This window comes from Caballeronia ptereochthonis (assembly GCF_001545075.1).
In the GTDB taxonomy this organism is placed as follows: Bacteria; Pseudomonadota; Gammaproteobacteria; order Burkholderiales; family Burkholderiaceae; genus Caballeronia; species Caballeronia ptereochthonis.
This window is the reverse complement of the sequence record NZ_FCOB02000005.1, coordinates 238595-252132: the sequence shown is the minus strand read 5'-3', so window position 1 is coordinate 252132 and position 13538 is coordinate 238595. Positions and strand designations below refer to the sequence as shown.

Here is a 13538-nt window from a genome sequence, read left to right as displayed (position 1 = left end):
GGACTACGGTGTGTAACAAGTCAGTCCCTTAAATCGACGGGCCGCCGTCTCTCAACGGCCAGCGCCCTTTTATGTCGTGGCGCCCCTTGTCGAGCCAGCTATGAATCAGGACGAATTCGCGCATGGTCCAGGTAATCGGATCAATCTCGCGTAGATCAAACCTGTCCTCGCCGTACAGCAACGTGAGGTGGGCGTGAAACGCGCGCTTGAAACACGCAGACCTGCCTCTCTGAGGGCATTTCCAAGTTCTTGGTGAAAGCCGATCAATTTGTCCAGCCCGGCGCGCCCCGTCAACACCAAGGGCCGATCTCCCGGCCGGCCGTTGAAGCTGGCGATCTGATCGAACGTCAGGTCGAATGGCGGCATGTCAATGCCTGCTGCCGCGGCGCATGCACGCGCGACAAGCGCCTCCGGCACATGCGCAAAGTCGCCCCAGATGATGCAGCGTGATGTGCAGGCGCTCGGTACACAGCAGTTTGGCCTTGACATGCATACCGGACCGCAGCCATCCGGCCATCTCAGCGATGCGCGCAGCGGTGTCCGGATCGGGCTTCTCTGCAAAGAAGAAGCGATGCTTCGGTTGGGGCGCTTCGAGTCCTGGTAGCGTAAGTTGGGTCACGGCCGCATTGCAGGTACGCGGATGGGGAAGCATTCATTATCGTCGATTGGATGACGCCCCGCTCGTCCCGTAAAAGAACGCCCGGCAGGTGTCCTGCTGCCGGGCGTTTGCATCATGTGATGTTGCGATCAGATATCGAAGAACACTGTCTCATAGCGCCGGGAGATCGGTGTTCTGCGGCGCGCGCCTCTTATTCGATGCCATCGGGCGCGGGGGTGCGGCCGTTGTGCCTCGCCTCGCTGGTGAGGTTCACTCCCACTCGATCGTCGCAGGCGGCTTCCCGGAAATGTCATACACCACCCGATTGATCCCCCGCACCTCATTGATGATCCGGTTGGAAACATGCCCGAGCAGATCATGCGGCAGATGCGCCCAGTGCGCCGTCATGAAATCCAGCGTCTGCACGGCGCGCAGCGCGACGACGTATTCATACGTGCGCCCATCGCCCATCACGCCGACGCTCTTTACCGGAAGAAACACCGCGAACGCCTGGCTCGTCAGGTCGTACCACGACTTGCCCGTTTCCTTGTCGATGGTGTTGCGCAGCGTCTCGATGAAAATCGCGTCCGCGCGGCGCAGCAGGTCCGCATATTCCCGCTTCACTTCGCCGAGAATGCGCACGCCCAGACCCGGTCCCGGGAACGGATGACGATACACCATAGCCGGCGGCAGCCCGAGCTTCACGCCGAGTTCGCGCACTTCATCCTTGAAGAGCTCGCGCAGCGGCTCGAGCAGCTTGAGATTCAACGTCTCCGGCAAGCCGCCGACGTTGTGATGGCTCTTGATCGTGTGTGCGCCCTTCTTGCCCTTGCCCGCCGATTCGATCACGTCCGGATAGATCGTGCCCTGCGCGAGCCACCTCGCATCGGTGATCTTGTCGGATTCCGTATGGAATACCTCGACGAACTCCGCGCCGATGATCTTGCGCTTCGCTTCGGGATCGGTCACGCCGGCGAGCTTCTGCAAGAATGCCTCGCTCGCATCGACGTGAATCACCTTCACGCCCAGGTGATCCGCGAACGTGGACATCACCTGCTTCGCCTCGTCCTGACGCAGGAGACCGTGATCGACGAACACGCAAGTCAACTGGTCGCCGATCGCGCGATGCAGCAGCGCCGCCGCCACCGACGAATCCACGCCGCCCGACAGCCCGAGAATCACGTGCTCGTCGCCGACCTGCTCGCGGATCTTCTCGACCGCCTCGTCGATGTAATGCCCCATCTCCCAGTCGGCCTTTGCGCCGCACAGCTCCAGCACGAAACGGTCGAGCATCGCGCGGCCCTGCACCGTGTGCGTGACTTCCGGATGCCATTGCAGGCCGTAGAAGCGGCGATCGTCGTCGGCCATCGCGGCGATCGGGCACGACGGCGTCGACGCCATCAACTGGAAGCCCGCGGGAAGATCGACGACCTTGTCGCCGTGGCTCATCCACACCTTGAGCATCGAATCGCCCTTGGCGGTCTTGAAGTCCTCGATGCCCTCCAGAAAGCCCGTGTGATTCAGCGCCTGCACTTCCGCATAGCCGAATTCGCGCACGTTGCCGAGCTCCACCTTGCCGCCAAGCTGATCCGCCATCGTCTGCATGCCGTAGCAGATGCCGAGCACCGGCACACCGAGATCGAAGACGATCTGCGGCGCGCGCGGCGACTTCGCCTCGGTGACCGAGCTCGGCCCGCCCGACAGGATGATGCCCTTCGGCGCGAATTCGCGGATGAACGCCTCGTCGACGTCGTACGGATGGATCTCCGAGTAGACATGCGACTCGCGGATGCGTCGGGCGATCAGCTGGGTGACTTGGGAGCCGAAATCGAGAATCAGGATTTTGTCGTGCATGGCTGCGGCCAAAGGCTAAGTGAACGAATGATGTCTGTGCTGCCGGGCCGCAACGCCGTGCGGCCCGTCTGCAAACGACTCGCAAATAAATCGACGGCCGGCGCAAAGGCCGACCGTGCTTGTATTTCCTGCTGCTGCGCGCGCGCCGCCGCGGGACTCGCCGCCCGCGCGCCGGCTGGAGCCGTGCGCGCGCTCAGCGTGGTGCTCCACGTGCCGCATCAGGCGCCGCGCCCGGCACCACTCGCCCGGTGAGCGGATCGATGCGCCGGCCCGTCGCCGGGTCGATCTCGCCGCTGATGACCGGGTCGATGCGCTTGCCCGTCACCGGATCGATCTCCCGGCCGGTGACGGGGTCGAGCTTGCGGCCCGTCACCGGGTCGAACGTGGCGCCCGTCACGGGATCCACCGCGCCGCCGTCCAGCGGACGGCCGGCCGGATCGACCGCGCGGCCGCTGACGGGATCGATGGCGGTAGCTTCGGGGGCCCGCGCCGACGGACGCATCGGCGTATCCACCGGCGGCGGCACGGAGGATGCCGCCACCGCGGGCTCCGCGCGAGTCGCCTCGCGCGTCTTCGCCGCCCGCTTCTCCGCGCGCGCCGCCGATGCCGTGCCCGCCAGCTTCGCGCGTTCGCGCCGCCGCACGGCGGACGACAGCCTCACGCTGCCGAGCCCGAGCACCACGAGCACGGCGCCGACGACCACCGCACTTCTTTCATCGACATCCGGCATATGCAGGCCGAGCAGCCAGACCAGCACCACGATGCCGCCCAGCCATTGCACATGACCCGAGACTCTCGCGGCTCTGGCCGTCAGCGCGCCGTCGATCGCCGCATGAAACGCGAGCCACGACAAACCGATGAGCGCGATGCCGAGCAATTGCCCGGCGAACGCGGGCTGCACGCGGATCGAAACCAGTTGCAGCGCGCCGTACAGGCGCGCCCACGGCGTCAGCAGAAACAGCAAGCCAGATGCGAGGAAAATCAGGGCATTGATGACGAGCACGACCCGCAGCAACGGTTTCATGACCAATCCGCGTGGTTAATCAACGTGATAATTGGGCGCTTCCTTCGTGATCTGCACGTCATGCACATGCGACTCGCGCATGCCGGCCGCGGTGATCTGCACGAATTCCGCCTTCTCGTGCATTTCGGCGATCGTGCGGCAGCCGCAATAGCCCATGCTCGCGCGCACGCCGCCGACGATCTGGAACAGGATCGCGTTGACCGAGCCCTTGTACGCCACGCGGCCTTCGATGCCTTCCGGCACGAGCTTGTCGATGTTCGCCGAGTTGTCCTGGAAGTAGCGGTCCGCCGCGCCGTCCTTCATCGCGCCGACCGAGCCCATGCCGCGGTACGACTTGTACTGGCGGCCCTGGTACAGGAACACGTCGCCCGGGGACTCTTCCGTGCCCGCGAGCATGCTACCCATCATGACGACGTTCGCCCCCGCCGCGAGCGCCTTGGAAACATCGCCCGAGAAGCGCACGCCGCCGTCCGCGATGACCGGCACGCCGGTGCCGCGCAGCGCCTCGGACACGTTGGCGATCGCTGTGATCTGCGGCACGCCGACGCCCGCGACGATCCGCGTCGTGCAGATCGAGCCCGGCCCGATGCCGACCTTCACCGCGTCCGCGCCGTACTCGACGAGCGCCTTGGCCGCCGCAGCCGTCGCGATATTGCCGCCGATGACCTGCACGCGCGGATAGTTCTGCTTGACCCAGCGCACGCGCTCGAGCACGCCCTGGCTGTGGCCGTGCGCCGTATCGACGACGATCACGTCGACGCCCGCCGCCGCGAGCAGCTCGACACGCTCCTCGTTGTCCGGACCCACGCCCACCGCCGCGCCCACGCGCAGCTTGCCGTCCTCGTCCTTGCAGGCGTCCGGGTTCTCGGTCTGCTTGGTGATGTCCTTCACCGTCATCAGGCCGCGCAGTTCGAACGCGTCGTTCACCACCAGCACGCGCTCCAGCCGATGGCTGTGCATCAGCGCCTTCGCCTCGGCGAGCGGCGTGCCTTCCTTGACCGTGACCAGACGCTCGCGCGGCGTCATGATGTTGCGCACCGGCTCGTCGAGACGCTCCTCGAAACGCAGGTCGCGATTCGTGACGATGCCGATCAGTTGCGCGCCCTCCACCACCGGGAAGCCCGAGATGCCATGCTGCTGCGTCAGCGCGATGACGTCGCGCACGCGCATCTGCGGCGGAACCGTGATCGGATCGCGCACGACGCCGGACTCGAAGCGCTTCACTTTCGCGACTTCGCGAGCCTGCTCCTTGGCGGTGAGATTCTTGTGGACGATGCCGATGCCGCCCATCTGCGCCATTGCGATGGCGAGCCGGCCTTCGGTGACCGTGTCCATGGCGGCGGACACGAGCGGCATGTTCAGGGAGATGTTGCGAGTCAGCTGGGATTTCAGGCTGGTATCGCGCGGGAGAACGCTGGAGAACGCGGGCACGAGGAGCACGTCATCGAACGTGAGTGCTTTCTGGATCAGACGCATGGCAAATCCTATGGGCGCAAAAGCAGATTATACCGATAGTTCTTCGGGTTTTCACTGTCCGAACAGCAAGTTAGCCCGTTTGACCGCAAAATCCGGGCCGCCGTCGGACGGGTTCGGCGTCCTCCTCCGGGCCGCCCGCGTTTTTCGTGCAGGTTTTGACAAGACCGCTGCCCGGGTCCGCATGCTACCCTTCGCGCCTTCATTCGAAATATGGGCGGGAGTCGGGCAATGCAGCGGGGTGTGGTGTACGGAATGTCGGCGGGCGCGATCTGGGGATTCATCTTTCTGGCGCCGCGGCTTCTGCCGGAATTTTCGCCGCTCACGCTCAGCATCGGGCGCTATCTGATGTACGGCGCGGTATCGCTCGCGCTCGCGCTGCCGATCGCGCGAAGGCTCGCCGCCAAGCTCACGCGCGCCGATTTCGTCGCGCTCGCGAAGCTCGCGCTCGTCGGCAACCTGCTCTACTACATGCTGCTCGCAAGCGCGGTGCAACTGGTCGGCGTCGCGCCTTCGTCGCTGATCGTCGGGATTCTGCCCGTCACCGTCACGCTCGCCGGACGGCGCGATCACGGCGCGGTCGACCTCAGGCGGCTCGTCGGACCGCTGCTTCTCGTGCTGGCGGGCATCGCGTGCATCAACCTGGATGTGTTCAGCGACGTACTCTCGTCTTCGGGCAGCAGCGAGCATGCGGCGAGCGTGTTCACGCGCCTCTCCGGGCTTGCCTGCGCGGTCGGCGCGCTCGCCTCCTGGACCTGGTACGCGGTCGTCAACGCCCGCTATCTGCAGGTGAACGATCATTTCGACGGCAATGAGTGGTCCGTGCTGTGGGGCATCGTGACGGGCCTGCTCGGCGCCGTTCTGGGCATCATCGTGTGGATGCTGCCCGCCGGCGCCGTGCAGGCCGCCGTGCCGGCCGCGCGCTGGCAGGTCTTCTGGATCGTGAGCTTCGCGCTCGCCACGGGCGGCTCGTGGCTCGGCAACATGCTGTGGAACGCGGCGGCGAAGCGCCTGCCGCTCACGCTGTCAGGCCAGATGATCGCCTTCGAGACCCTCTTCGCGCTGCTCTACGCCTTTATCTACGACGGCCGCTGGCCGCGCACGCCCGAAGTGCTCGCGATCGTGCTGCTGCTTGCCGGCGTGAGCTGGTCGGTGAGGCAGCATGCGATCGAGCCGGCGCCCGCCGCGCAGGAAGCGCCGGCGCACTGATTCAGCTCAGCGCGAATCCTTTGACTGCCACTTGCGGCCTTCAATCGAACCCGCCTTGCGCGCCTTGTCGACGCGGCGCTGGCGCGCGGTCTTCGGATCGACTTTCAGCGGACGATAAATCTCGACTCGATCGAAATCCGTAAGCGCCGTATCGAGCGGCATCACCTTGCCGAAGACGCCGACCTTCTGCGTCGTCAGATCGATTTCCCGATGTGCGCGCAGCACGCCGCTCGCCTCGATCGCGTCGCGAACCGTCGCGCCATCGCGCAGGTCGACTCGCGCGAGAAAGCTCGCGCCGCCGGGCAGGCCGTAGCAGACGTCGACGTGCATCATGGCTTGCCGTAACGCTGGTCCGCGCGCTTCACGAACGAATCGACGAAGGTGTTCGCGATATGGCTGAACACCGGCCCGATGAGCTTCTCCAGAATCACGTTCGAAAACTCGTAATGCAGCGCGAACTCGATCTTGCACGCGTCCGCGCGCAGCGGCGTGAAACGCCAGTAGCCGGTGAACTTCTTGAAAGGGCCGCTCAGAAACTCCATATCGATATTGGTCGGACGCTTCTGCGTGTTGCGCGTCGCGAAATGCTGCTTGATGCCCTTGAAGCTGATGTCGATCTTCGCTTCCATTCCATTCTCGTCCTGGCGGCCGATTTCGACGCCGCCGCACCAGGGCAGGAAATTGGGGTAGTCGGCGACATCTGTGACGAGGTCGAACATTTCTTCCGCTGAATGGCGGATCAATACGGTTTTCTGGACGTCTGCCATATAGGGCGCAGCGGTGACTGAATTGGGCGGCAACGCGCCATGGAATGCGGCATGAATTCGTTTGCCGGACGGCGCGCTGCTAAAATCGTGATTTTAAACGAGTTGGGCACTTTCCATTCATGAGCATCATCGACAACAGAAAAGCCTTCTTCGATTACTTCATCGAAGAACGCTACGAGGCCGGTCTCGTGCTCGAAGGCTGGGAAGTCAAAGCGCTGCGCGCGGGCCGCGGTCAGATCAAGGAAGGCTACGTCGTCATCAAGCAAGGGGAGTTGTTCCTAATCGGCACGCATATCAGCCCGCTGCCGGAAGCATCGAAATTCGCCAATCTGGATCCGGTGCGCACGCGCAAGCTGCTCCTGCATCGCGATCAGATCGACAAACTCATCGGCAAGGTCGAGCAGCGCGGGCACACGCTCGTGCCGCTCAACTTTCACTACAAGGAAGGTCGCGTGAAGTGCGAGATCGGGCTGGCAAAGGGCAAGAAGCTGCACGACAAGCGCGAAACCGAAAAGAAGCGCGATTGGGATCGCGAGCGCGCGCGCCTGATGCGCTCGGCGACACGCTGAAAAGAATCAAGGCGCCTCAAGGTGCCCTGATTCTTCAGCCTTTCCTGGCCACGCCGCCCTCGCCCTTCACGATGGTCAGCGCCGACGCGATCATCGAACTCATGTCCGAGAGGTTGCCCGGCACGATGAGCGTATTGCCCGTCTTCGCGATATTGCCGAACGCGCCGACATACTGCTCCGCGATCTTCAGGTTCACCGCTTCCATGCCGCCCGCCGTCTGAATCGCCGTGCCGACCTTCTGGATGGCCTGCGCGTTCGCCTCCGCCACCGCGAGAATCGCCGATGCCTCGCCCTGCGCCTTGTTGATCGCCGCCTGACGCTCGCCCTCGGACTTCTGGATCGCGGCCTCGCGCGCGCCTGCCGCGAGATTGATCTGCTCCTGCTTGCGGCCTTCGGACGCGGCGATCAGCGCGCGCTTCTCGCGCTCCGCGGTGATCTGCGCCTGCATCGCGTGGAGGATTTCCTTCGGCGGCGTGAGGTCCTTGATCTCGTAGCGCAGCACCTTCACGCCCCAGTTCGACGCGGCTTCGTCGAGCGCATTCACGATGCTCTGATTGATGAAGTCGCGCTCCTCGAAGGTCTTGTCCAGCTCCAGCTTGCCGATCACGGAACGCAGCGTCGTCTGCGACAGCTGCGTGATCGCGAACACGAAGTTGCTCGATCCGTACGACGCCTTCATCGCATCGGTGACCTGAAAGTACAGCACGCCATCGACCTGCAATTGCGTGTTGTCGCGCGTGATGCAGACCTGGCTCGGCACTTCCAGCGGAATCTCCTTCAGCAGATGCTTGTACGCGACCCGATCGATGAACGGCAGCACGATGGTCAGCCCGGGCGTGAGCGTCGAATGGTAGCGCCCGAGACGCTCCAGCACCCACGCATGCTGCTGCGGCACGATCTTGATGGTCTGCGCCGCGATCACGATGACGATCACGAGCACAATGGCCCCGACGATGGTGACGTCCATCTCTCAACTCCTGGGTGGATTTGTTCTCTTCAAGGTTCAACGCTTGGCCGCGACGACGAGCCGGTTGCCGTCGAGCGCCGTGATGCGATACCAGCGCGCGCCTTCGGTTTCCCCCGGCGCGAGTTCGACATCCCACTGCGCGCCGCGATACATGGTCCGCGCGCGGCCATCGTGCCATTCGTCGACTTGCACTGTCGCGCCGATATCGAGGTTCACGTTCGCATCGTGCGAGGCGTCGCTCCGCTTCCAGTTGCCGAAGCGCGAACGCCGCAGCACCACCACCGCGATCAGCGCGACGAGCGCCGCCGCGCCGAACTGCACGTGCGGCAGCGCGCCCATCGCATGCGCGATGCCGCCCGCGATGAATCCGAGCGCCACCATGAGCAGATAGAACGTGCCGGTGAACAGCTCGAGCACGATCAGCACGCCCGCCGACACCCACCAGAACAGCCCGCTCGTCGCCATGCTCGTCTCCAAACGAAAACACCCCGGAGAAGTCCGGGGTGTTTTTATAGCATGCTCACGCTTCTCCGAAAGCATCCGGAAAGGCGCTGCTCACTTATTTTGACAAGGCCTTCGCCAATTGCTGCCACGTGGCGATGATCGTGTCCGGATTCAGCGACATCGACTCGATGCCCTGCTTCGCGAGCCACTCCGCGAGGTCCGGATGATCCGACGGACCCTGCCCGCAAATGCCGACGTACTTGTTCAGCCTCAGACACGTTTCGATTGCGCGCTTGAGCATGAACTGCACGGCTTCGTCGCGTTCATCGAAGTCCGCCGCCAGCAGTTCCATGCCGGAGTCGCGGTCGAGGCCGAGCGTCAGTTGCGTGAGGTCGTTCGAGCCGATCGAGAAGCCGTCGAAGTGCTCCAGGAACTGCTCGGCGAGAATCGCGTTCGACGGCACCTCGCACATCATCACGAGCCTCAGGCCATTCACGCCGCGCTTCAGACCGAACTTGTCGAGCAGGCCGACCACGCGCTCCGCCTGCTTGAGCGTACGCACGAACGGCACCATGATTTCGACGTTGTCGAGGCCCATCTCCTCGCGCACCTTCTTCAGCGCGATGCATTCCATGTGGAACGCCTCGGCGAAGTCGTCCGCGATATAGCGCGACGCGCCGCGGAAGCCGAGCATCGGGTTCTCTTCGTCCGGCTCGTAGCGCGAACCGCCGATCAGCTTCTTGTACTCGTTCGACTTGAAGTCCGACAGACGCACGATGACGGGCTTCGGATAGAACGCCGCCGCGATCGTCGCGATGCCTTCGGTCAGCTTGTCGACGTAGAACGCACGCGGCGATGCATGGCCGCGCGCGACGCTCTCGACCGCCTTCTTCAGATCGGCGTCGACGTTCGGGTACTCCAGAATCGCCTTCGGGTGCACGCCGATGTTGTTGTTGATGATGAATTCCAGCCGCGCGAGGCCGACGCCCGCGTTCGGCAACTGCGCGAAGTCGAACGCGAGCTGCGGGTTGCCGACGTTCATCATGATCTTCACGGGAATCTTCGGCAGCTCGCCGCGCTGCACTTCCGTGACCTCGGTTTCGAGCAGGCCGTCGTAGATCTTGCCTTCGTCGCCTTCCGCGCACGAAACCGTGACGAGCGCGCCGTCCTTCAGCACGTCGGTGGCGTCGCCGCAGCCGACCACCGCCGGCACGCCCAGCTCACGCGCAATGATTGCCGCGTGGCAGGTACGGCCGCCGCGGTTCGTCACGATGGCCGATGCGCGCTTCATCACCGGCTCCCAGTTCGGGTCGGTCATGTCCGCGACCAGCACGTCGCCCGGCTGCACGCGCTCCATTTCCGACGGATCGTGAATCACGCGCACGGGACCCGCGCCGATCTTCTGGCCGATCGCGCGGCCGGTCGTCAGCACGTTCGACTGGCCCTTCAGCTTGAAGCGCATCTCGGCCTTGCCGGCCGCCTGGCTCTTCACCGTTTCCGGGCGCGCCTGGAGGATGAACAGCTTGCCGTCGCGGCCGTCCTTGCCCCACTCGATGTCCATCGGACGCTGATAGTGCTTCTCGATGATCACCGCGTACTTCGCGAGCTCGATCACGTCTTCGTCGGTGATCGAGAAGCGGTTGCGCTGCTCATGCGGCACGTCGACGGTCTTCACGCGGCCCGGCTCGCCCGGCTTCGTGAACTCCATCTTGATGAGCTTCGAGCCGATCGAGCGGCGGATGATCGGATACTTGCCCTGCTCGAGCGTGGTCTTGAAGACGTGGAACTCGTCCGGGTTCACCGCGCCCTGCACGACCGTTTCACCGAGGCCGTAGCTCGACGTGATGAACACGGTGTCCTTGAAGCCCGATTCGGTGTCGATGGTGAACATCACACCGGCCGCGCCGACGTCCGAGCGCACCATGCGCTGCACGCCCGCCGACAATGCGACCTCGGCATGCGTGAAGCCCTTGTGGACGCGATAAGAGATGGCGCGGTCGTTGTAGAGCGATGCGAACACGTGCTTCATGCGATCGAGGACGTCCTCGATGCCGACCACGTTCAGATAGCTTTCCTGCTGGCCCGCGAAGGATGCATCCGGCAAGTCCTCGGCGGTCGCGGACGAACGCACGGCGAACGAAAGCTCTTCGGGCGAGCCGTTCTGGAGAACTTCGAATTGACGGCGGATTTCATCTTCGAGACGCGGCTGCAGCGGCGCGTCGACGATCCACTGGCGGATTTCGCGGCCGCACTCGGCGAGCGCTTTCACGTCGTCGACGTCGAGCGTCTCGAGACGTTTGGCGATGCGGTCGGTCAGGTCGTTGTGCTGGAGGAAGTCGCGGAATGCGAGCGCGGTCGTGGCGAAGCCCGTCGGCACGCGAACGCCGGCTTCGGAAAGCTGGCTGATCATTTCGCCGAGCGACGCATTCTTGCCACCGACGATTTCCACGTCGGTCATTCGCAACTGCTCGAATGGAACTACATACGCCTGATCCTTTGCGACATCTTTCGCAACATTGACTGCGTTGGTCATACAAGCCCCTAAGGTGGATGGAATTCACGATCGCACGAGTGGGCTCATATGCGGCGACGCTCATTGGAAGCGCCGCCGCATCTCGCACAACCTGTTTGATAAACCATCGGAGAGCACGCCACCGGAGCCGGAGGGTCATGCAAAAAGAAGCGGGACGTCTGAAATCTGCTCGACAACGTGGGTTTTGGATGCCAAAACCCACGAAACGACCGCGATTTGACGAAAATCCGCATCAATTTGTCCGCAATTGCTTATCGAACAGGTTGCCGCTATTCTACCGTGCCGATTCTCAATTTTGGTTCGGCAAAGACAGTAATTCCACGGCAAAATCGAGGTCTTTGACGCCGCGGGGTTCGCCGGCGCACAGCCGCTGCGCAGTCAATGTAACACAGGCTTTTCCTGCGCCGCGCCAGGTGTCTCGCGCTCATTCCCCGTTTGTTACCGTTTGAGCGCACCCGCTTCAACTCGTTCCCCAACTGGTCCTTTTCGCCGATGCCGCCTTCCGTATTCATCGTTTCCGACGGTACAGGGATCACTGCCGAAACCTTCGCGCATTCGATCCTCGCCCAGTTCGATCAAAAGTTCCGGCTCGTGCGCGTGCCCTTCGTCGATTCGATCGACAAGGCTTACGCGACCGTCGAGAAGATCAACGAAGCCGTCGCGCTCGACGGACGGCGGCCGATCGTCTTCACGACGCTCGTCGACAGCGCGTCCAATGAGGTCGTCAAGGGCTGCAACGCGCTCGTGCTCGACATGTTCCAGACCTTCATCGAGCCGCTCGAGCACGAACTGGAAATGAAGTCGACCCACGCGATGGGCCGTGTCCACCAGAACGCCGACACCGAGGAATACAAGAACCGGATCGAGGCGATCAACTTCTCGCTCGCGCACGACGACGGCCAGTCCAACCGCAATCTGGCCGATGCCGACGTGATTCTGGTCGGCGTATCGCGTAGCGGCAAGACGCCGACGAGCCTCTATCTGGCGATGCAGTACGGCGTGAAGGCCGCGAACTATCCGCTGATTCCGGAAGATTTCGAGCGCGGCAAGCTGCCCACACCCTTGCTCGAGCATCGCCTGAAAATGTTCGGCCTGTCGATCGATCCGCAGCGGCTGGCCGAGATTCGCAACGAGCGGCGCCCCGGCAGCAAGTATGCGGCGCTGGAGAACTGCCGCTACGAGATCAACGAAGCGGAAATGATGATGAAGCGCGAGGGCATCAAGTGGCTCTCGTCGACGCACAAGTCGATCGAAGAGATCGCCACGACGATCCTGCAGGAAGTGAAGCCGGAACGGCCATCCTATTACTGATCAGCGGATCAGCCGCGCTGCTGGCGGCACTGCTCGAACAGACAGATTGCCGCCGCGGCCGCCACGTTGAGCGACTCCATGCCGCCCGGCTGCGGAATCGTCACGCGATGCGTGACTGCATCGCGCCAGACCTGCGACACGCCCGCCCCTTCGTTGCCGAACACCCACGCCAGCGCGCCCGACAGATCGCAATCGTAGAGCGCGCTCGCGCCGTGCGAATCGGTGATGGTCACCGGCGCGTCGAGACGCGCGATCAGGTCCGCGGGTTCGACGTCCTCGAAGATATCCAGCAGGAAGTGCGCGCCCATGCCCGAGCGCAGCACCTTCGACGACCATGCATACGCCGTCCCCGGCGCGCAGAACACGCGCGTGACGCCCGCCGCCGCGGCGCTGCGCAGAATCGAGCCGACGTTGCCCGCATCCTGAATGCCGTCGAGAATCACGCAGGTTTCGGCGACGCGCCCGGGCAGTTCGGCGTCGATCTTCTCGACGAGCAGCAGCATGCCCACGCCATGCACGACGCTGGAGAGCTGACCGAAGAGCGCATCCGGCAGCACGACGACGCGCTTCTCCTCGATCCGCGCGACGATCTCGCGCGCCTCGGCATGCGTGAGCGCGCCTTCGGTGACGACACAGGTTTCGGGCTGTCCCGCCGCGTCGAGGTAGGCGGACGCGAGATGCAGGCCTTCGAGCAGCGCGTGGGCGCTGCGCCGCTGCTGCGCGGTCGAACCGGCCAGCGCCTTGATGCGCTTGTAGAGCGGGTTGTCCCGCGAAGTGATGGATTTCACG

At 63.8% G+C, this 13538-nt stretch carries 12 protein-coding genes and 1 pseudogene; 3 read left to right on the top strand and 10 right to left on the bottom strand.

What is annotated here, in order from left to right; genetic code table 11:
- Positions 1-28: 28 nt before the first annotated feature.
- From AWB83_RS37115 to guaB, 4 genes and pseudogenes are all read right to left on the bottom strand, one after another.
- Positions 29-652: pseudogene (locus tag AWB83_RS37115) on the bottom strand (2'-5' RNA ligase family protein).
- A 216-nt stretch (positions 653-868) separates the two neighbouring features.
- Positions 869-2452, bottom strand: a complete 1584-nt coding sequence (guaA, locus tag AWB83_RS07495; protein ID WP_087043816.1) for a glutamine-hydrolyzing GMP synthase — start codon at positions 2450-2452, stop codon at positions 869-871.
- Positions 2453-2645: 193 nt separating this feature from the next.
- On the bottom strand, positions 2646-3476 hold the full coding sequence (locus AWB83_RS07490; RefSeq protein ID WP_087043814.1) for a hypothetical protein: 831 nt from the start codon (positions 3474-3476) through the stop codon (positions 2646-2648).
- A 15-nt stretch (positions 3477-3491) separates the two neighbouring features.
- Complete coding sequence (gene guaB / locus AWB83_RS07485; RefSeq protein ID WP_087043812.1) at positions 3492-4952, bottom strand: IMP dehydrogenase; 1461 nt, start codon at positions 4950-4952, stop codon at positions 3492-3494.
- A 228-nt stretch (positions 4953-5180) separates the two neighbouring features.
- On the opposite strand from guaB, the gene AWB83_RS07480 reads away from it, so the two are divergent.
- Positions 5181-6158, top strand: coding sequence for a DMT family transporter (locus tag AWB83_RS07480; RefSeq protein WP_087043810.1), 978 nt, complete (start codon positions 5181-5183; stop codon positions 6156-6158).
- Between the two features lie 6 nt (positions 6159-6164).
- Here AWB83_RS07480 and AWB83_RS07475 read toward each other — a convergent pair whose 3' ends face one another.
- A complete protein-coding gene (locus tag AWB83_RS07475) occupies positions 6165-6491 on the bottom strand; it encodes an RnfH family protein (protein WP_087043808.1) in 327 nt (108 codons plus the stop codon).
- Positions 6488-6925 carry a type II toxin-antitoxin system RatA family toxin gene (locus AWB83_RS07470; protein ID WP_061168572.1) on the bottom strand — a complete coding sequence of 146 codons (438 nt, stop codon included), beginning with the start codon at positions 6923-6925 and terminating at the stop codon, positions 6488-6490. The genes AWB83_RS07475 and AWB83_RS07470 overlap by 4 nt, the downstream gene beginning before the upstream one ends.
- Before the next feature lie 119 nt (positions 6926-7044).
- On the opposite strand from AWB83_RS07470, the gene smpB reads away from it, so the two are divergent.
- On the top strand, positions 7045-7494 hold the full coding sequence (smpB, locus tag AWB83_RS07465; protein ID WP_087043806.1) for an SsrA-binding protein SmpB: 450 nt from the start codon (positions 7045-7047) through the stop codon (positions 7492-7494).
- Between the two features lie 34 nt (positions 7495-7528).
- Here the strand turns inward: smpB and AWB83_RS07460 are convergent, their stop codons facing one another.
- The 3 genes from AWB83_RS07460 to ppsA all read right to left on the bottom strand — a co-directional run bounded on the left by AWB83_RS07460 (position 7529) and on the right by ppsA (position 11438).
- Positions 7529-8461, bottom strand: a complete 933-nt coding sequence (locus tag AWB83_RS07460; RefSeq protein WP_087043804.1) for an SPFH domain-containing protein — start codon at positions 8459-8461, stop codon at positions 7529-7531.
- 36 nt (positions 8462-8497) lie between these two features.
- Positions 8498-8926, bottom strand: coding sequence for an NfeD family protein (locus AWB83_RS07455; RefSeq protein WP_087043802.1), 429 nt, complete (start codon positions 8924-8926; stop codon positions 8498-8500).
- A 94-nt stretch (positions 8927-9020) separates the two neighbouring features.
- Positions 9021-11438 carry a phosphoenolpyruvate synthase gene (ppsA, locus tag AWB83_RS07450; RefSeq protein ID WP_087043800.1) on the bottom strand — a complete coding sequence of 806 codons (2418 nt, stop codon included), beginning with the start codon at positions 11436-11438 and terminating at the stop codon, positions 9021-9023.
- A 492-nt stretch (positions 11439-11930) separates the two neighbouring features.
- On the opposite strand from ppsA, the gene ppsR reads away from it, so the two are divergent.
- Positions 11931-12749 (top strand): posphoenolpyruvate synthetase regulatory kinase/phosphorylase PpsR, encoded by an 819-nt coding sequence (gene ppsR, locus AWB83_RS07445; protein WP_087043798.1) that lies wholly within the window; start codon positions 11931-11933, stop codon positions 12747-12749.
- An 8-nt stretch (positions 12750-12757) separates the two neighbouring features.
- On the opposite strand, the gene AWB83_RS07440 is transcribed toward ppsR, so the two are convergent.
- Complete coding sequence (locus tag AWB83_RS07440) at positions 12758-13537, bottom strand: TrmH family RNA methyltransferase (protein WP_087043796.1); 780 nt, start codon at positions 13535-13537, stop codon at positions 12758-12760.
- Position 13538: the final 1 nt, after the last annotated feature.

Excerpts from the sequence above, each read along its gene's own strand:
- smpB (WP_087043806.1), top strand. The coding sequence starts at position 7,045 with ATGAGCATCATCGACAACAGAAAAGCCTTCTTCGATTACTTCATCGAA.
- AWB83_RS07480 (WP_087043810.1), top strand. The coding sequence starts at position 5,181 with ATGCAGCGGGGTGTGGTGTACGGAATGTCGGCGGGCGCGATCTGGGGA.
- guaA (WP_087043816.1), bottom strand. The coding sequence starts at position 2,452 with ATGCACGACAAAATCCTGATTCTCGATTTCGGCTCCCAAGTCACCCAG.
- AWB83_RS07490 (WP_087043814.1), bottom strand. The coding sequence starts at position 3,476 with ATGAAACCGTTGCTGCGGGTCGTGCTCGTCATCAATGCCCTGATTTTC.
- ppsA (WP_087043800.1), bottom strand. The coding sequence starts at position 11,438 with ATGACCAACGCAGTCAATGTTGCGAAAGATGTCGCAAAGGATCAGGCG.
- AWB83_RS07475 (WP_087043808.1), bottom strand. The coding sequence starts at position 6,491 with ATGATGCACGTCGACGTCTGCTACGGCCTGCCCGGCGGCGCGAGCTTT.
- ppsR (WP_087043798.1), top strand. The coding sequence starts at position 11,931 with ATGCCGCCTTCCGTATTCATCGTTTCCGACGGTACAGGGATCACTGCC.
- AWB83_RS07455 (WP_087043802.1), bottom strand. The coding sequence starts at position 8,926 with ATGGCGACGAGCGGGCTGTTCTGGTGGGTGTCGGCGGGCGTGCTGATC.
- guaB (WP_087043812.1), bottom strand. The coding sequence starts at position 4,952 with ATGCGTCTGATCCAGAAAGCACTCACGTTCGATGACGTGCTCCTCGTG.
- AWB83_RS07460 (WP_087043804.1), bottom strand. The coding sequence starts at position 8,461 with ATGGACGTCACCATCGTCGGGGCCATTGTGCTCGTGATCGTCATCGTG.
- AWB83_RS07470 (WP_061168572.1), bottom strand. The coding sequence starts at position 6,925 with ATGGCAGACGTCCAGAAAACCGTATTGATCCGCCATTCAGCGGAAGAA.